General features: G+C 67.7%; 16 protein-coding genes, 2 tRNA genes and 1 pseudogene (1 of these 19 only partly in view). 3 read left to right on the forward strand and 16 right to left on the reverse strand.

Annotated features, from left to right (window positions below; genetic code table 11):
* From A2X88_04955 to A2X88_04980, 6 genes and pseudogenes are all read right to left on the reverse strand, one after another.
* Positions 1 to 846: pseudogene (locus A2X88_04955) on the reverse strand (hypothetical protein).
* Positions 843 to 1595, reverse strand: a complete 753-nt coding sequence (locus A2X88_04960; protein ID OGP34970.1) for a pyrimidine 5'-nucleotidase — start codon at positions 1593 to 1595, stop codon at positions 843 to 845. The pseudogene A2X88_04955 and the gene A2X88_04960 overlap by 4 nt, the downstream one beginning before the upstream one ends.
* Position 1596: 1 nt before the next feature.
* Complete coding sequence (locus A2X88_04965) at positions 1597 to 2931, reverse strand: hypothetical protein (protein OGP34971.1); 1335 nt, start codon at positions 2929 to 2931, stop codon at positions 1597 to 1599.
* A complete protein-coding gene (locus A2X88_04970) occupies positions 2924 to 3394 on the reverse strand; it encodes a GNAT family N-acetyltransferase (protein OGP34972.1) in 471 nt (156 codons plus the stop codon). The genes A2X88_04965 and A2X88_04970 overlap by 8 nt, the downstream gene beginning before the upstream one ends.
* Entirely contained in the window at positions 3391 to 5070 is a 1680-nt protein-coding gene (locus A2X88_04975) for a DNA repair protein RecN (protein ID OGP34973.1), read from the reverse strand. Before A2X88_04975 ends, A2X88_04970 begins: the two co-directional genes overlap by 4 nt.
* Positions 5071 to 5082: 12 nt before the next feature.
* Positions 5083 to 5937: an NAD(+) kinase gene (locus A2X88_04980; GenBank protein OGP34974.1), complete on the reverse strand. Its 855-nt coding sequence runs from the start codon at positions 5935 to 5937 to the stop codon at positions 5083 to 5085.
* A 71-nt stretch (positions 5938 to 6008) separates the two neighbouring features.
* Here A2X88_04980 and A2X88_04985 point away from each other — a divergent pair, with 71 nt between their 5' ends.
* Positions 6009 to 7340 carry an AAA family ATPase gene (locus A2X88_04985; protein ID OGP35008.1) on the forward strand — a complete coding sequence of 444 codons (1332 nt, stop codon included), beginning with the start codon at positions 6009 to 6011 and terminating at the stop codon, positions 7338 to 7340.
* Here A2X88_04985 and A2X88_04990 read toward each other — a convergent pair.
* From A2X88_04990 to A2X88_05005, 4 genes are all read right to left on the reverse strand, one after another.
* A complete protein-coding gene (locus tag A2X88_04990) occupies positions 7337 to 7699 on the reverse strand; it encodes a hypothetical protein (protein OGP34975.1) in 363 nt (120 codons plus the stop codon). The two genes, A2X88_04985 and A2X88_04990, sit on opposite strands and share 4 nt — an antisense overlap.
* A 10-nt stretch (positions 7700 to 7709) precedes the next feature.
* Positions 7710 to 8654 (reverse strand): hypothetical protein, encoded by a 945-nt coding sequence (locus tag A2X88_04995; GenBank protein ID OGP34976.1) that lies wholly within the window; start codon positions 8652 to 8654, stop codon positions 7710 to 7712.
* 32 nt (positions 8655 to 8686) lie between these two features.
* Positions 8687 to 9361 carry a hypothetical protein gene (locus A2X88_05000; protein ID OGP34977.1) on the reverse strand — a complete coding sequence of 225 codons (675 nt, stop codon included), beginning with the start codon at positions 9359 to 9361 and terminating at the stop codon, positions 8687 to 8689.
* A 66-nt stretch (positions 9362 to 9427) separates the two neighbouring features.
* The gene (locus A2X88_05005) at positions 9428 to 9619 is read right to left on the reverse strand and encodes a ferredoxin (protein OGP34978.1); all 192 of its coding nucleotides are present in this window, start codon (positions 9617 to 9619) and stop codon (positions 9428 to 9430) included.
* Positions 9620 to 9763: 144 nt separating this feature from the next.
* On the opposite strand from A2X88_05005, the gene A2X88_05010 reads away from it, so the two are divergent.
* Entirely contained in the window at positions 9764 to 11380 is a 1617-nt protein-coding gene (locus tag A2X88_05010) for a fumarate hydratase (protein ID OGP34979.1), read from the forward strand.
* A 17-nt stretch (positions 11381 to 11397) separates the two neighbouring features.
* Here the strand turns inward: A2X88_05010 and A2X88_05015 are convergent, their stop codons facing one another.
* The 3 genes from A2X88_05015 to A2X88_05025 all read right to left on the reverse strand — a co-directional run bounded on the left by A2X88_05015 (position 11398) and on the right by A2X88_05025 (position 12011).
* On the reverse strand, positions 11398 to 11727 hold the full coding sequence (locus A2X88_05015) for a pterin-4-alpha-carbinolamine dehydratase (protein ID OGP34980.1): 330 nt from the start codon (positions 11725 to 11727) through the stop codon (positions 11398 to 11400).
* Between the two features lie 115 nt (positions 11728 to 11842).
* A tRNA-Asp gene (locus A2X88_05020) sits at positions 11843 to 11920 on the reverse strand.
* A 15-nt stretch (positions 11921 to 11935) separates the two neighbouring features.
* Positions 11936 to 12011 (reverse strand) — tRNA-Val (locus tag A2X88_05025).
* Between the two features lie 85 nt (positions 12012 to 12096).
* Here A2X88_05025 and A2X88_05030 point away from each other — a divergent pair.
* On the forward strand, positions 12097 to 13080 hold the full coding sequence (locus tag A2X88_05030; protein ID OGP34981.1) for a hypothetical protein: 984 nt from the start codon (positions 12097 to 12099) through the stop codon (positions 13078 to 13080).
* A 73-nt stretch (positions 13081 to 13153) separates the two neighbouring features.
* Here A2X88_05030 and A2X88_05035 read toward each other — a convergent pair whose 3' ends face one another.
* The 3 genes in view from A2X88_05035 to A2X88_05045 are tightly spaced (at most 24 nt apart) and all read right to left on the reverse strand, a layout consistent with a single transcriptional unit that may run on beyond the window.
* Complete coding sequence (locus A2X88_05035; GenBank protein OGP34982.1) at positions 13154 to 15559, reverse strand: endopeptidase La; 2406 nt, start codon at positions 15557 to 15559, stop codon at positions 13154 to 13156.
* A gap of 24 nt (positions 15560 to 15583) precedes the next feature.
* Positions 15584 to 16837: an ATP-dependent protease ATP-binding subunit ClpX gene (locus A2X88_05040; protein ID OGP34983.1), complete on the reverse strand. Its 1254-nt coding sequence runs from the start codon at positions 16835 to 16837 to the stop codon at positions 15584 to 15586.
* An 11-nt stretch (positions 16838 to 16848) separates the two neighbouring features.
* Positions 16849 to 16908: the 3' portion of an ATP-dependent Clp endopeptidase, proteolytic subunit ClpP gene (locus A2X88_05045; protein OGP34984.1), read on the reverse strand. 549 nt of this gene lie beyond the right edge of the window; the window shows 60 of its 609 coding nt (coding positions 550–609); its start codon lies off the right edge, out of view — the gene reads right to left on this strand; the stop codon is at positions 16849 to 16851.

Consider the following 16908-nt stretch of genomic DNA (forward strand, 5'->3'; position numbering starts at 1 on the left):
CGGGAGGAAGCCGTGGCGCCCTCCCCCGAACTCGACGAAGGCCGCCTCGATCGCCGGGGCGATGTTCACCACCCGCCCCTTGTAGATGTTCCCCTTGAACTGCTTCTTCCGCTGGTTCTCCACCTCGAAGTAGTCCAGGACGCCGTCGTTCAGGATGGCCACCCGGATCTCCTCGGGGTGGCCCCCGTCGATCACCATCACCCGTTTCGGACCCTTCCCCGGGGGGAACTCCTCCTCTTCCGGAGTCTCCGCCTCCTCTTCCTCTTCGGCGGGGGCCGCCTCCCCGGAGAGGGTTCCCTCCGCCCCGAACGGCTCGCCCTCGACCGGGACCGGCTCCTCCTCCCACGGGGCCGCATCCGTCCTCGCCTCGGTGGGGGCGTCGCTCCTGCGCTTGCGGCGGCGGCTCCTCCGGCGCCCCTTCTTCGGGGGTTCGGGCTCCTCCGGCGCTCCGGCCGCCTCCTCCGATCCGGGGGCGTCATCGCCTGCGGGGCTCTCCCCGGTGCTCTCCTCCTGCGCGGAGCCTTCTGGCGCGCCCGCCTCGGCCTTCTCTCCCCGCCTCCGGCCCCTGCGTCTCCTGCGGCGGCCTTTCCGTTCCGCCGTTCCGGCCGCGGACGCGTCCGCGGCCCCGGCCGATTCCGGCGGCGGCTCCCGTTCCGGAACCGACTCCGGCTCCCCCTCCGCCGGCTGCATTTCGCCGGACGGGAGGAAATCCTCCACCCCGCCTCCGGGCATCTCCGCCGCGGCTTCCTCCCGGGCGGGAGGGGCGGGAGTTGCGTCCCCCTCCTGCGCCTTCTTCTTCCGGGGACCCCGCCTCCAGAACTTTCTTCTTCCCTTGCTTTCCGTCATCGTTCTCCTCCATCGGCCCGCCTGCCGCCGCCGGACCCCTTTCCCGCCGCGCATCCGAACGCCGGCCCCCGGTTCTCCCGGGAGAGAAACCGGGGAAGCACCGCCGGAAGTTCGCAGACATCCTCCAGCACGGCATGCGCGACCCGGGAAAGGTCCCGCGGGCGGCCGTCGCCGCCTCCGTCCTCCATGCGGCCCACCAGGACGGTGAAGATCCCCAGTTCCCGCGCGGGAACCAGGTTCTCGCGGACATCCTCGCACAGGAGCGAGTTCGGGGCGGATGCCCCGGTCGTCCGCAGCAGCTTGGCGTACGGGTAGGGCGACGGCTTGGCCCTGTATTCCATGAATTCGATTCCGTAGATCTCTTCCATCGCGTCCGAGACCCCGAGGGCCGAGAGAACCCGCCTCGCGTAGGACTCGGAGCCGTTCGTGAAGACCACCCGCCTCCCGGGGAGCGCGGACAGCATCGCCGCAAGCTCCGGACGGGGCGGCACGATCTCCGGGATCGGCACGTCGTGCACATACTCCAGGTACTCCCCGGGCTCGACGTCGTGGTGGTGCATCAACCCCCGGAGCGTGGTCCCGAATTCCCGCAGGTACCCCTTTCTGACGATCCGGGCCTCCGCCGGATCGACCCCCAGCCGTTCCTGGACGTAGCGCTCGATCCGTCCGTCCACGATCCTCCAGAGGAGCACCTCCGGCGGATAGAGGGTGTTGTCGAGATCGAAGATGAAGAGAGGCTCCGCGGACATCCTACTCCCCCCCGATCTCGATTCCGGAAACGGCGAGCGACGGCGCGCCGGTGCTGCCGAACCAGCGGAAGTCGGAGCCGACGATCGCGACATCCGACAGGAGGGAGAGCACGTTCCCCGACACGGCGAACCCCCGGACCGGCTCCCGCATCTCCCCCCCCTCGAAGCGGATCCCGGCCGCGCCCACCGAGAAGTCGCCCGACACCGGGTCGGCCGTATGGATCCCGAGGAGTTCCGTGAGGACGACCCCCTCTCCCAGCTCCCGGAGGATCCCCTCCGGGGAAACCCCGCCCGGGGAGAGGCGCAGGTTCGAGACTCCGGCCGCGGGCGGAACCTTCGCAGAGGCGCGACGGCAGCTCCCGGTGCTTCCCGTCCCCATCTTCTCCCCCCAGAAGGTGTCCGCGAGAAAGCCCTTGAGCTCTCCCTCCCCGATGAGGAGGTTTCTCCGGCAGGCGGACCCTTCCCCGTCGAACTCGGCGGCGGCGCTGCCCCCCGGGTCGAACGGGTCGTCCTCGACCGTCACCCCGGCGGAGGCGATCCGCTGCCCGGTTTTCCCGGCCAGCATCGACTTCCCCTTCACGACGTTGGAGGCGAGGAAGGAGGAAGCGAGGACCTCCAGCAGGTCGGCCGCCACGCCGTTTTCCAGGACCGCAGCGTATCTCCCGGTCCGCAGGGGACGGGAGCCGAGCATCCGCAGCGCGTTCCGCGCCGCCTCCCCGGCGACCTCCTCGAGGGAGAGGTCCCGGAATCCGCGGGAGAACCCGAACCCGTAGCCGGTCTGCCCCTCGCTCCCCTCCTCCGCCACGGCGTCCACCACGGCCCAGTAGGAGGATTCCCTCCGGATCCCTTCCCCTCCCGCGGAGTTCCGAAAACGTTCCTCCGCGACGGTCTCCCGGAGGGAGGCGGAGCGGACCCGCTTCAACCGGGGGTCTCTCGAGAGGGTGCGCCTCTCCAGCCCGCAGGCGAACTCCGCCAGCTCCCGGTCCTCGACCTTCCCGGCCCCGGGATCGCACAGCTCCGGGCGGGGAGCGGCGCCCTCCCTTGGGGGGAGCCGGTGCCCCTCGTCCGGGTCGCACGCGTCGGCGCAGAAGACGGCCGCCTCCACCATGCGCCGCACCGTTTCCCCGTCCTCCCCGAATCCGTAGGAAAACCCGTTCCGCCCGTTCCGGAAGACCCGGACGGAGAGGGACAGGGTGTCGGACAGGGAAATGGAATCGATCCTCCCCTCGCGGGCGTCGTACCGGCGGACCCGGGCCCTCCGGGTGTAAAGCTCCGACGTTCCTCCGCCGAGACGGCGCACCTCGTGCTCCACGAGGCCGAAGAGGCGATCAGACACGCAGGGTCCCGGACAGATCCGCGACCAGGGCGACCTCGTCGCAGTCGGGGAACTTGGAGCATTTGAGGCAGTCGGTCCAGATCTTCTGGGGAAGTTCCGCCTTGTCCACCTGCGTGAATCCCATCTTCTCGAAAAAGGACGGCTTGTAGGTCAGCGCGAAGATCCGGGAGATCCCGAGGACGATCGCCTCCGAGATGCAGGCCTCCACGAGCTGGGTACCCACACCCCGTCGCATCCGGTCCTCCCGCACGGCGACGGAGCGCACTTCGGCGAGGTCCTCCCACATGATGTGGAGCGCCGCCGACCCGGAGATCTCGCCGCCCTCCTCCGCATACACGAAATAGTCCCGCAGGTTCTCGTAGATCTCGGAGAGCGACCGCGGCAGCATGTCGCCCTTCTTCGCATATTCCGCGATCAGTTTCTGGATCGCCTTCACGTCTCCCATCCGGGCCTTTCGGATCATCCCCGGGACGCCCCCTCGATCAGCTCCCTGGCATGCGCCTGCGCCTCCTCCGTCACCTCGGCCCCGGAGATCATGCGCGCCAGTTCCCTAATCCTATCCTGTTTCGACAGGAGTTGCACCCCGGTGGTCACCCGGCTCCTCGCGACATGCTTTACCACCGCCAGGTGGCTGTCCGCGAAGGCGGCGACCTGCGGCAGGTGGGTCACGCAGACCACCTGGGCGACCCCGGCCAGCCCCTTGAGCCGAGCCCCCACCCGCTCGGCCACCTTTCCGCCGATCCCGGTGTCGATCTCGTCGAAGACGAGGGTGCGGTTCCCCCGCTTCGCGGAGGAGACGTTGCGCAGCGCGAGCATGACCCGCGACAGCTCGCCCCCCGACGCGGTCTGGGAGAGGGAGCGCATCTCCTGGCCCGGGTTCGCGCAGAAGAGGAACTCCGCCTCGTCAAGCCCGGCCGCCGACAGGGAGGCCGCCTCCGCCGGGCGGACCGAAAGCTGCGCGGCAAACCGGGCGCCGGGAAGCGCCACGCGGGCCAGCTCCTTCTCCACCGCCCCCTGCATCCGCTTCCCCCCCCGCCCCCTCGCCCGGGAAAGCTCCGCGGCGGCCCGCACCCCCTCCTCCTCCAGCCGGAGAAGCTCCCCGCGCAGGCGTGCCTCCTCCTCCACCGCCCCCTCCAGAGACTCCCGTTCCGCCCGCATCTCCTCCAGGCGGGCGATCAGTCCCGGGACATCGGCTCCGTGCTTTCGGGTGAGGCGGCGGATTTCGGAGAGCCGCTCCTCGATCCGGTCCAGCCGGCCCCCCTCGAGCTCCACACCCGCGGAGAGCTCCGCGACCTCCCGACCCAGCTCCTGGGCCTCGACCTGGACCGCCCGGATCCTCTCGAGGATCGCCGTCAGCCGCGGGTCGACCGCAGCCGCCTCCCGGATCCTGGCCGCCGCGAAGGAGAGGGAGGCCGCCGAGGAATGCTCCGAGGAGGAGAGCGCCTCCTCCGCCCCCCGCAGCGCAGCCTGCACCTTCGACGAGTTCCGCAGGAGGGCGAGATCGGCGGCGAGCGTTTCCTCCTCCCCCGGGATCAGCGCGGCGCGGGAGAGCTCCCCGATGGAAAAGTCGAGCGACTCGATCCGCCCGCGAGCGCTCGCAGCCCGGGAGGCCGCATCCTCCGCGGCGCGCCTTGCCGCGGAGATCCTGCGGAACAGCCGCCGCATCTCCGCCGCCTCCCGCTCCGTGCCGGAGTACCCGTCCAGCGCGGAGAGGGCCGAGGAGCGCGACAGCAGCAGGTGGACGCTGTGCTGTCCCACCAGCTCCACGAGCAGCGGGGAAAGATCCGCGAGCGCGGACTGGGAGACCATCCTTCCGTTGAACCAGGCCCGGCTCCGGCCGGAGGCGGGGATGACCCTGCGCAGGACCAGCTCCTCCTCCCAGGGGAAGCCGGCCTCCTCCCATGCCTCCCGGAGATCCTCCCTGCCCGCGAGGTCAAACCGGGCGGAGACCTCCGCCTCCTCCTCCCCCGAGCGGACGGCACCGGGATCCGCCTTCTCCCCGAGCGCCAGGCGGATCGCCTCGACGAGGATCGACTTGCCGGCCCCGGTCTCGCCGGTCACGATGTTCAGGCCGGGGGAGAAGGGTACGCGGACGTCGTCGAAGATTGCGAGGTTGCGGACGGAGAGCTCAACCAGCATCGCTTCGGTGGGTCACCGCTCGCCCCACTTGAGCTTGGTGCGCAGGACGGTGAAGTAGTCCCGGAAGGGGGACCGGAAGAAGCGGAGCGGCGCGGCGGCCTTCTTCACCTCGATCACGTCTCCCTGCCGGATCCCGAATCCGACCTGACCGTCCAGCGTGAGGAAGACGTCGGTCTCCTGCGACAGGAGCTTGGCGCGCACCTCCATGTCGTCGGGGATCACGATCGGCCGGTTCGTGAGGGTGTGGGGGCAGATCGGGGTGATGACGATGGTGTGCAGCGTCGGGTAGAGGATCGGCCCCTGCGCGGCGAGGTTGTAGCCGGTCGACCCGGTCGGCGTGGAGATGATCAGCCCGTCCGCCTTGAAGGAGGTGAGGTACATCTCCCCGATCGTGGCCTCGATGTCGATGATCTTGGCGAGTGCCCCCTTGTTGATCACCACGTCGTTCAGGACGGTGTAGTTCGCGACCCGTTCCCCCATGCGGTGGACATGCGCCACGAGCATCATCCGTTCGTCGTACTCGAAGTCGTAGTTGAAGATCCGCTCGAGGACCGGGAAGAGCTCGTCCAGGGTGATCGCCGTCATGAACCCCAGGGAGCCCAGGTTCACCCCCAGGATCGGCTTCCCCGTGGTCCCGACGACCCGCGACGCCGAGAGCAGGGTACCGTCCCCCCCGATGACGATCAGGAAGTCGCACTTCTCGGGGAGCTTTCCCCGGCTGACCGAATCCGCCCCCCGCACGAGGGAGGCGGTCTCCCGGTCCAGGATCACACCCCTTCCGCGGGCGGTGAGCCATTCGCACAGCTCGGACACGATCCCCGCGGCCCTGGGGTCGACATGCTTGGCGATGATCCCGGCGCACTTCATGGTGGACTAGGATAATATATTGTAAGAAAAAGAGAAAGAAAATGGCTGGCAAACGGACATCCCATCCCCGGATCCCCGGCCTGGAAGCCGGTACCGCCGGGGCGCGGGCGCCGCGGGCGCCGCTGGCCGACCGGATGCGCCCGAAGACCCTCGCCGAATTCGTCGGGCAGGAGGCGCTGCTGGGGGAGGGGAGGTTCCTCTCCTCCGTCCTCTCGGCGCGGCCGCTCCCCTCCCTCATCTTCTGGGGACCCCCGGGCTCGGGGAAGACCACGCTGGCCCGGATCCTCGCGGCCGAGACAGACGCGATCTTCCTCCCCTATTCCGCCGTCCTCTCCGGCATCAAGGAGGTCAAGCAAGCGCTGTCGGACCTGAAGAAGGTCCGCACCGACGCGGAGCGCCCGGCGATCCTGTTCATCGACGAGATCCACCGGTTCAACAAGGCGCAGCAGGACGCCCTGCTCCCCTTCGTGGAGGAGGGGACCGTCACCCTCTTCGGCACGACGACCGAGAACCCCTCCTTCGAGATCCGGAACGCCCTCCTCTCCCGCTGCCGGGTCCTCGTGCTCGACCCGCTCTCCGCGAAGGACGTGGAGACCATCGCCCGGCGTGGGCTGACCGACCCGGACCGCGGGCTCTGCAGGCCCGGGGAGTTTCTCGCACCGGATGCCCTGCTCCACATCGTCCTGGTCTCCGACGGCGACGCCCGGGTGGCGCTCAACGCGCTGGAGGCGGCGGTCGCGATCGCGGAGCACCGGGGGCTCGGATCGGTGGACAGGACAGTGGCGGAAGAGGCGTTGCGGACGAAGGCGCTCCTCTACGACAAGGACGGGGAGGAGCACTACAACCTGATCTCCGCCTTCCACAAGAGCCTGCGGGGCTCCGACCCCGACGCCTCCCTCTACTGGCTGGCGCGGATGCTCGCCGCGGGGGAAAACCCGCTCTACGTCGCCCGGCGGATGATCCGGTTCGCTTCCGAGGATGTCGGGATTGCCGCCCCCGGGGCGCTGCGGATGACGCTCGACGCGGCGGAGGCCTACCGGACGCTGGGAAGCCCGGAGGGGGAACTGGCGCTGGCGCAGGCGGCGGTCTACCTGGCCACCGCGCCCAAGAGCAACCGGGTCTACGTGGCGTTCCAGCGCGCGATGGAGGATGCGAAGTCCCGCGGCAGCCACGCGGTGCCTATCCACATCCGGAACGCGCCGACCCGTCTGATGAAGGATCTGGGGTACGGAAAGGAATACAAATACCCGCACGATTTCGCGGAAGGATTCATCCCGGAGAACTACTTCCCCGAGACGCTCGGGAAGCGCATCTACTACGAGCCCTCCGAGGCCGGGCACGAGAAGGTCGTCGGGGAGCGCCTCAGGGCATGGTGGGGCGCCCTGCGGAAACGGAGTACTTAATAGCCCTTCGGGGCCGGCGGAGGCCCGCCCCGGGAAAGCGACACCTCGATCCGGAGCAGGGAGTTCGAGACGTACACCTCGCGGGACCAGCTCTCGAAGCCCTCCATCCGCAGCTCCAGCCGGTGGGTTCCGCTCGCCACCTTCAGGTACCGCTCTTCGGGGAAATCGGAGGCCTTCCCCTGGACCACGCCGTCCAGCACGACATCCGCGTCGGGAGGGTTCACCCGGAAGACCAGCCCTCCTTCGTTTCCCACCCCGTAGATCTGCCCTTTCGGAAAGCAGCCGGGAAGGATCCCCGCAGCCCCGATCACCAGCAGGGCCGCCGCGAGAACCGCGCCCGGGACGAATATCTTTCTCATACGGCGCCTCCTACTTCGCAAGCCTGACGATGTCGTTCACGGCGAACCCCTCCCCGGAGACCTTCCGGCAGATCGAGGCATCCTCCCCGAAGAACCCGGTAACGACGACCTCCCCCTTCTCCCGGCCGGGCTTGCGACCGAGGGAGACCTTCGTGTCGGGGTCGACCACCTCGCGCCCCTCGCCGTACACGCGGAGCCGGTCCCCCTTGAGAATACCGGTCTTGGCGCCGGCGTTCACGACGATCTCCTCCCCGTCGACCGAGGCGACCTTCCCGCTCCACTCGATCGTCTCCATCCGGGCGATCAGGTTGTCGAGAAACTTCGCGATCGCCGCCCGGAGCGCCTTCCCCTCCATCGTCTCGTCGTACCCCTTCGTTCCCCCGATTCCGAGGACCTGGGTCGAGCTCTCCTCGTGGATCCCGGTTCCGCTGTCCGCGAAGATCACCTGTCCGCTCGAGGCGTCGACCACCCGGACGTCCACCGTCGCCTCCGCGGTCTGCACCTTGCTCGCGCCGACCAGGTAGGTGGCCGACTTCTGCTTCACGCCGAACTGGGAGACGGCCCCCGTCACGATGGCGGAAAGCCCCAGCACCTCGCCGCTTTTCGCGCCGGTCCCCGCCTTGACCGTGTCGGACTTCGCGAGGTCCTGCTCGTCCAGCACCAGGTCGAGATCCTGGCCGCGGGAGACGAGGATGAACAGCCCGGACTTCGACAGCTCCGTCATCAGGATGTCCTGCACCGCCCCGCCGAGCCTTCCCCTCCCGTAGGCGCTCTTGTCCTGGAACCGGACGACCGCCACCCGCTTCCGGGGCCCCTTCGTCACGATCTCCGCCTGGGGCTGCGTCCTGCGCGCGACCGCGGCCGGCGCCGAATCCCGGTCGGCCGGTCCCGTGACCGGCGGGGAGGTTGCGCATCCCGCCAGCAGCCCGATCCCCGCGGCGAACAGAACCAGCATGCCCGTCCATGACCCTCTCAGACCGATTCCGTTCATCTGCTCCCTCCCGTATCCTCCGGGCCCCCGGGCGGCCGGCTCTCCAGCAGTCCGGAGGGCAATTTCCCCGCGATCCGTCTCCCGACCGTCCTGCCGTACGGCGTCATCGGGTTCAGCAGCAGCCCCCCGATGGCGTTCACGATGATCTGCGCCCCGAGGTCCCGTCCCCCCCCCCGGGGGAGGTCGGTCCTCTGCTGCGTGTCCTGCCCTTCCCAGAGCTGCTCCCCGTCATCGCCGTACAGCTGGAACCCGGCCGTCACGGTCACATGGTTGTAGACCCCCGTGGTCGTCTTGTTCCACTCCCGGACGACGCCGTAGAACACCCCCTTCACCTCCAGCGCCCGGCAGACCTCGTCCGGTACGGTCGAGCCCAACTGCCCGCCGTAGCTGATCCCGAGCCGCTCCCGGAGCAGGCGGTCGCTCTCCTCCGGCGGCATCACGTTCCAGCCGTTCCGGAGGATCTCCTCCACGAAAGCGCCCCGGATGATCTCGGAGGCGTCCAGATCGTTGCTCATGTTCTCCATGGGAGCGACCGCCACCCGGGGTCCGGTAGAAACCGGCGGGGGCGGCTCCCCGCGCAGCGCCTGCTTCTTCCCCCCGCAGCCGGGCAGGGAAAGCAGGAGGAGGCCGCACAGAAAGGCCGGCCCGTACCGGCCGGTTCCCCGTCGCATGATCCACATCCTGTCAGACGTCCAAGCCCGGGAATTCATTCACCCGGAATCCGGTCCTCCCGGGAATCACTCCTTCCAGTGGATGCAGGCGGCGGGGCACATGTCGATCGCATCCTGGATCTCCGACTCCGGGGCGCCGTTCGGGTCGAACACCTCCGCCTTCCCCTCTGCGTCCGCGACGAACACGGTGGGAACGGTTTCGATGCACAGATTGCAGGCCGTGCACTCGTCCTTGTCCACATACGGTACCTTCGCCATGTCGTTCCTCCTTCGTTGGGGATCAAAAAACTTCCCGACAGTATACACCCGTCGGCGCCTGTCCCCCGCTGCGGTCTTGACGGATTGCACGCCGGGGGACTATCGTGGGACTCTGTATACAGAATACGCTTCCGGAGGCGAAAGATGCCCGAGTTTTCCTACCAGGACCCGTTCCCGCTGGGAAAGGACACGTCAAGATACCGGCTGCTCACGAAGGAGCCTGTCTCCGTCGCCCGCTTCGACGGAAAGGAGATCCTCAAGGTGGACCCGGAAGGGCTCGCCTTCCTCGCGCATCAGGCGTTGCGCGACGTCTCCTTCCTGCTCCGGCCGGCGCACCTGGAGAAGGTGGCGGCGATCCTCTCCGACCCGGAGTCCTCCCCGAACGACCGGGGGGTGGCCGTGGCGATGCTGCGGAACGCCGAGGTGGCGGCGAAGTTCGTCCTCCCCTTCTGCCAGGACACGGGGACCGCGACCATCGTCGGGAAGAAGGGACAGCAGGTCTGGACCGGGGTCCGGGACGAGGAGTTCCTCTCCCGGGGGGTGTACACGACCTACACCGAGGAGAACCTCCGCTATTCCCAGACCATTCCGCTGACCATGTACGAGGAGAAGAACTCGGGGACGAACCTCCCGGCGCAGATCGACCTCTACGCCACGGAGGGGATGGAGTACAAGTTCCTCTTCGTCGCCAAGGGAGGGGGCTCCGGGAACAAGACCTGCCTGTTTCAGGAGACCAAGGCGCTGCTCAACCCGGCCAGCCTGGAGAAATTCCTGGTGGAGAAGATGAAGTCGCTGGGGACCGCCGCCTGTCCCCCCTATCATCTCGCCTTTGTCGTCGGCGGCACCTCGGCCGAGGCCTGCCTCAAGACGGTCAAGCTCGCCTCCACCGGCACCCTGGACGGGCTTCCCACGAAGGGGAACGACGGCGGCCAGGCCTTCCGGGATCTGGAGCTGGAGGAGAAGATCCTCCAGGCCGCCTGCAAGAGCGGGTACGGGGCCCAGTTCGGGGGGAAGCACTTCGCCCTCGACGTCCGGGTCGTCCGCCTGCCTAGGCACGGCGCCTCCTGCCCGGTGGGGATGGGGGTCTCCTGCTCCGCCGACCGGAACATCAAGGCCAGGATCGACCGGGAGGGGATCTGGCTGGAGGAGCTCGAGCCGAACCCGGGACGGCTGATCCCGGAGAAATACCGGAAGAAGCACGAGCACGGCGTCGTGAAGATCGACCTGAACCGCCCGATGAAGCAGATCCTGGCCGAGCTCACGAAGTACCCGGTGACCACGCAGCTCTCCCTGACCGGGACGATCGTCGTCGGGCGCGACATCGCCCACGCGAAGATCAAGGAGAAGCTGGACCGGGGCGAGGGGATGCCGCAGTACCTGAAGGACCACCCGATCTACTACGCGGGGCCGGCCAAGACCCCCAAGGGGATGCCGTCCGGCTCCTTCGGCCCGACGACGGCGGGGCGGATGGACTCCTACGTGGACCTCTTCCAGTCCCACGGCGGTTCGCTGGTCATGATCGCCAAGGGGAACCGGAGCCGGCAGGTGACCGACGCCTGTAAAAAACACGGGGGATTCTACCTGGGATCGATCGGCGGGCCGGCCGCCCTCCTCGCGCAGGAAAACATCCGGAAGGTCGAGGTGCTCGAGTACCCCGAGCTCGGCATGGAGGCGGTCTGGAAGATCGAGGTCGAGGACTTCCCCGCCTTCATCCTGGTGGACGACAAGGGGAACGACTTCTACCAGCAGCTGGCCGGATGAATTCTCTCCCCAGGGCTTCACGGCAGCAGGGCGTTCACCTTCGCCGCCATGATGAAATCGTTTTCGTGCAGTCCGTGGATCCTGTGTGTCTGGAACGTGATGCGGCAGTACCCCCAGCCGAAGGAGATGTCCGGATGGTGCCCCTCCAGCTCGGCCAGGTCCGCCACCTTGCGCACGAATGCCATGGCCGATGCGAAATCCCGGAAGGTGAACACCCTCTGGATTCTCTTCGCATCCTCGGAAAGGGTCCACCCGGGCGTCTCCGGAAGATAGCGTTCCGCCTCCCCGGCGGTCAGGGGGGGAATACCTCCCCGGCAGGGTCCGCACGATTTCGCCGCAAGTCCCATCCGGTACCTCCTTTCCTCTTTAGATGAGACGCGGCGTGAGGAGATGCGGGGGGCCACAGGCCGGGTAAAAAGGAATCGAGGACCCCGGAAGCATCTCCGGGATCCTCATTGAATATGGCGGGGTGGACGGGAATCGAACCCGCGGCCTCCGGCGTGACAGGCCGGCGTTATAACCAGGCTTAACTACCACCCCGAACCGGAATGATCCTGGTAGGCGGAACAGGACTTGAACCTGTGACCCTCGCCTTGTAAGGGCGATGCTCTACCAACTGAGCTATCCGCCCCCGCACCCGTTACGGGCGAAGACTGTATACCGTAACAGAAGGAATTCCTTCCTGTCAACGCGAATCCCTCTGGTACCATGGGGCCATGAAGATCGCCCTGTTAGGCGCCACCGGGTTCGTGGGGCAGTCGGCCGCCGCCAACCTGGCCGGGCGGCCCGAGGTGCAGGAACTGCTCCTCGTGGACTACGATATCCGGAAGGCGAAACGGCTCGCAAAGTCGCTTTCTCCCCGGTGCCGCTGGGCAATGTCGGACGTCGGCCGGGCCGCCGACCTCGGGCGTCTCCTCCCCGGGATCGACGCGGTCGCCAGCGCCGTGGGGCCCTGCGCGGAGTATGAAAAGAAGGTCCTGCTGACCTGCGCCGCCTCCGGAACCGCTGCGGCGAGCATCGGGGACGGGCCGCTGCCCCCGCCGGACCTCCGGGAGATCGACGACGCCTTCCGGAGGGGAGGCGCGGCCGCCGTCTCCGGCTGCGGAATGCTGCCGGGATGGACGGATCTGCTGGGGGCCCATTTTCTCCCCGGGGGAACGGTGGCCGGAGCCGGAGAAGCGGACCGGAAGACCCTGCGGTTCCTCTTCTGTTCCCCCGATCGTTTCGGCGGATATGCCTTCTTCCGCAGGATCGTCCGGGAGGCGGGGCCTCCCGCGGCCGCCCCCCCCGGTGCTTCGCGCGGGGCCTGGTTCGAAACCGGCCCCGGGGAAGCCTTCGGCATCCCCGCGGGCCGGCCGGCGGCCCTCTACCGCCGGTTCGCCGGGACCGGCCCTCTCGGGGCCGTGGGCAGGGAGCTCTCCGCCGCGATCCTGTTCTGGCTCCGCCGGTTCCTGGGTACCGGGGAGGAGACGCCGGCCGCGGCGGCCTGGATCTGCGACCCGTCCTCTCCGGGGGAACGGTTCGCCTCCATCCGCGATCCCGGGGGACGCCTCGCCGGAGTCCTGCTCGCGGAAACGACCGTGCGGCTGGCGCTCGGACGGGGAACGGGAAAAGGACTTCTGCCGCTGCCGGAGGTCGTCAGGCGGGAGGATGCGGAACGGATCGCCGCGCTCTGCGGCGCGGAGATCGCCGTGGCGTAGCCGGCGAAGGGGGCTATCCTCCTTCGCGTCTCATCGCAACAATAGATCCGAGACTTCGGCGCTACGGAGGATACTAGTGCCGGATCACATCCTCGCCGGTTTCCCCATCGGCGGGCGGATGAGGCCCCGCCGAAGGAACCGCCTCCGCGGGGGCCTTCTCCGCGGGGATCTCGATCGCCGCGGAGATCACGTCGTCCATGTGCTGGACGAAGAGGATCGTCAGGTTCTTCTTGATCTTGGCCGGGATCTCGGCCAGGTCCTTCTCGTTCTCGGCCGGCAGGATCACCTTCTTGATCCCCCCGCGATGCGCCGCCAGCAGCTTCTCCTTGACCCCCCCGATCGGCAGGACCCGTCCGCGCAGCGTGATCTCCCCGGTCATCGCCAGGTCGTTCCGGACCGGAATCCGCAGAAGGGCCGAGGCCAGCGCAGTGGCCATCGTGATCCCCGCGGAGGGGCCGTCCTTGGGGATCGCCCCCTCCGGGACGTGGATGTGGATGTCGATCTTCTGGTAGAAGTCCCTCTCCAGCTCCATGATCTCCGCCCGGGTCCGGATGTAGGACAGGGCCGCGTGGGCCGATTCCTGCATCACCTCCCCGAGCTTCCCCGTCACCTTGAGGTTCCCCTTGCCGGGCATGATCGCCGCCTCGATCAGGAGCAACTCCCCCCCGAACTCGGTCCAGGCAAGGCCCGTCGCGAGGCCGGTCTGCCGCTTCTCCTCCGCCTCCCCGTACCGGTAGCGCGGGACCCCGAGGTACCTGCGCACCGAGGCCGGGGTGACCCGGATCTTCCCGGCGCCGTTCGCCTTGACCACCTCCCGGGTCACCTTCCGAAGGATCGAGGCGATCTCCCGCTCCAGGTTCCGGACCCCCGCCTCCCGGGTGTAGTACCGGACGACCTGGAGGATCGCCCCGTCGGAAAAGGACACCTTTTCCCGGGTCAGGCCGTGCTCCTCCAGCTTCTTCGGGATGAGGTAGCTCCGGGCGATGTGCAGCTTTTCCAGTTCGGTGTATCCCGGGATCCGGATGATCTCCATCCGGTCCTGGAGCGGCGGAGGGATCCCGTGGAGCATGTTCGCCGTGGTCAGGAACATCACGTCGGACAGGTCGTAGTCGACGTCGAGGTAGTGGTCGTTGAAGGTGTTGTTCTGCTCCGGGTCGAGCACCTCGAGCAGCGCCGCCGAGGGGTCCCCCCGGAAGTCCATCGACATCTTGTCGACCTCGTCGAGGAGAAAGACCGGGTTTACCGTGTTCGCCTTCTTCATCTGCTGCATGATCTTGCCGGGAAGCGCCCCGATGTAGGTCCGCCGGTGCCCCCGGATCTCCGCCTCGTCCCGGACCCCGCCCAGCGACATCCGGATGAACTTCCTCCCGGTGGCCCGTGCGATCGACCGGGCGAGGGAGGTCTTCCCGACGCCGGGAGGCCCCACGAAGCAGAGGATCGGGCCTTTGAGCTTCTTCACCAGCTTGCGGACGGCGAGGTACTCGAGGATCCGCTCCTTGACCTTGTCGAGCCCGTAGTGGTCCTCGTTCAGGATCACCTCGGCCGCCTCGATGTCGAGCTTGTCCTCCGTGCGCTCCTGCCAGGGGATCGACACGAGCCAGTCGATGTAGTTCCGGCTGACGGTGGCCTCCGCGGACATCGGGGACATGAGCCGGAGCTTCTTGATCTCCTTCTCCGCCTTCTGGACCGCCTCCTTGCTCATCCCCTTCTTCTTGATCTTCTCCTCGAGCTCGTCGAGCTCCGTGCGCCCCTCCTCCCCGTGCCCGAGCTCCTTCTGGATGGCGCGCATCTGCTCGTTCAGGTAGAACTCCCGCTGGGTCTTCTCCATCTGCTTCTTGACGCGCCCCCGGATCCGCCGCTCGATCTCCAGGATCTCGATCTCCGCCTCGAGGATGGCCAGGAGCTTCTCCAGCTGCCCGGTCCCGGTTTCGAGCTCGAGAACCGTCTGCTTTTCCGCCAGCTTGATCGGAAGGTGGGCCGCCACGGTATCGGCCAGCTTGGCCGGGTCGTCGAGGGAGGAGGCCTGGGTGAGCACCTCCGAGGAGATCTTCTTGCTCAGCTTCGCGTAGTTCTCGAAGGAGGAGAGGACATTGCGCACCAGCGCCGCGGCGTGGGCCCCGCCGACCCGCTCGACGGGGGACTCCTCCACGGTCACCTGGAAGAACCGGTCGTTGGGGAGGAAGTGGCAGACCTTCGCGCGGAACCTTCCGTCCACGAGGACCTTCACCGTCCCGTCCGGGAGGCGGAGGATCTGGATGATGTGCGCCACGGTCCCGACCGGGTGGATATCCTCCTCCCTCGGGTCGTTCGTGGAGGCGTCCATCTGGGCGGCGAGGAAGATGAGCCGGTCCTGGGAAAGCGCGGCGTCGAGCGCCGCGATCGACCGGTCCCGCCCGATGAAGAGCGGCACCACCATGTGGGGGAACACGACGATGTCGCGCAGCGGCAGAAGCGGCAGGATCCGTTTCCGGTCTTCCATGATCCCTCCGGTTCGAGGCGGGGCCTACGCCAGTTCGGCCTTCTTTCCCAGCACGACTTCCGGGGGCACCTTTCCGCTGGCCACGTCCTCGGAAATGATGCATTTCTTGATGTTGCTCTGGGAAGGGATCTCGTACATCACGTCGAGCATGATGTTCTCGAGGATAGACCGTAGCCCCCGGGCGCCGGCCTTCCGCTCGATCGCCTGGCGGGAGATCGATTGGAGGGCCCCCTCGGAGAACTCGAGCTTGACGTTCTCGAACTCGAAGAGACGCTGGTACTGGCGCACGAGCGCGTTCTTCGGCCGGGTGAGGATCTGCACGAGCGCGTCCTCGTCGAGCTCGTGGAGGCTCGCCAGGACCGGGAGCCTCCCGACGAACTCGGGGATGAGGCCGAACCGGATCAGGTCCTCGGGCTGGACCGCCTCGAGGAGCTTGCCGATGTTCTTCTCGGAGCGCGACACGATGTCGGCGCCGAAACCCATCATCTTCTTCGTGGTCCGGCGCTCGACGATCCCGTCGAGCCCGATGAAGGCACCGCCGCAGAGGAACAGGATGTTGCTCGTGTCCACCTTGATGAAGTCCTGCTGCGGGTGCTTGCGCCCCCCCTTCGGGGGGACGTTCGCTACCGTCCCCTCGAGGATCTTCAGCAGCGCCTGCTGGACCCCCTCGCCGGAGACGTCCCGCGTGATCGAGGGGTTCTCCGACTTGCGCGCGATCTTGTCGATCTCGTCGATGTAGACGATCCCCTTCTGCGCCTTTTCCACGTCGTAGTCGGCCGCCTGGAGGAGGGAGAGGATGATGTTCTCGACGTCCTCCCCGACGTATCCCGCCTCGGTGAGGGTGGTCGCGTCGGCGATCGTGAAGGGAACGTTCAGGATCCTGGCCAGCGTCTGCGCCAGGAGCGTCTTCCCGCTGCCGGTGGGCCCGAGGAGGAGGATGTTCGATTTCTGGAGCTCGATCCCGTCTCCCGCCCGCGACTCGACCCGCTTGTAGTGGTTGTAGACCGCCACGGAGAGGATCTTCTTCGCACGGTCCTGCCCGATCACGTACTCGTCGAGGATTTTCTTGAGCTCCGCGGGCTTGGGGAGCCGGCGGCGCTTCTCCTCGAGGGAATCCTCGACCTCGTAATCCTCGGTGATGATGTCGTTGCACAGCTCGACGCACTCGTCGCAGATGTACACGGTCGGCCCGGCAATCAGCTTGCGGACCTCGTTCTGCGCCTTACCGCAGAACGAGCACACCAGAAGATTCGCCTTGTCGTTGACTTTTCTGGTCAATTCCCCCTCCGTCAGTCGACCAGAGGCCGGGTCGCCGCCGCCCTCTTGTCGACCACGTTATCGATTATACC

Source organism: Deltaproteobacteria bacterium GWC2_65_14, assembly GCA_001797615.1.
GTDB lineage: Bacteria > Desulfobacterota > Deferrimicrobia > Deferrimicrobiales > Deferrimicrobiaceae > GWC2-65-14.

Bases quoted from the DNA above. Each gene is read 5' to 3' on its own strand.
- A2X88_04975 (OGP34973.1), bottom strand. From the start codon at position 5,070: ATGCTGGTTGAGCTCTCCGTCCGCAACCTCGCAATCTTCGACGACGTC.
- A2X88_04990 (OGP34975.1), bottom strand. From the start codon at position 7,699: ATGAGAAAGATATTCGTCCCGGGCGCGGTTCTCGCGGCGGCCCTGCTG.
- A2X88_05030 (OGP34981.1), top strand. From the start codon at position 12,097: ATGAAGATCGCCCTGTTAGGCGCCACCGGGTTCGTGGGGCAGTCGGCC.
- A2X88_05015 (OGP34980.1), bottom strand. From the start codon at position 11,727: ATGGGACTTGCGGCGAAATCGTGCGGACCCTGCCGGGGAGGTATTCCC.
- A2X88_04960 (OGP34970.1), bottom strand. From the start codon at position 1,595: ATGTCCGCGGAGCCTCTCTTCATCTTCGATCTCGACAACACCCTCTAT.
- A2X88_04970 (OGP34972.1), bottom strand. From the start codon at position 3,394: ATGATCCGAAAGGCCCGGATGGGAGACGTGAAGGCGATCCAGAAACTG.
- A2X88_05005 (OGP34978.1), bottom strand. From the start codon at position 9,619: ATGGCGAAGGTACCGTATGTGGACAAGGACGAGTGCACGGCCTGCAAT.
- A2X88_05010 (OGP34979.1), top strand. From the start codon at position 9,764: ATGCCCGAGTTTTCCTACCAGGACCCGTTCCCGCTGGGAAAGGACACG.
- A2X88_05035 (OGP34982.1), bottom strand. From the start codon at position 15,559: ATGGAAGACCGGAAACGGATCCTGCCGCTTCTGCCGCTGCGCGACATC.
- A2X88_05000 (OGP34977.1), bottom strand. From the start codon at position 9,361: ATGCGACGGGGAACCGGCCGGTACGGGCCGGCCTTTCTGTGCGGCCTC.
- A2X88_04980 (OGP34974.1), bottom strand. From the start codon at position 5,937: ATGAAGTGCGCCGGGATCATCGCCAAGCATGTCGACCCCAGGGCCGCG.
- A2X88_04995 (OGP34976.1), bottom strand. From the start codon at position 8,654: ATGCTGGTTCTGTTCGCCGCGGGGATCGGGCTGCTGGCGGGATGCGCA.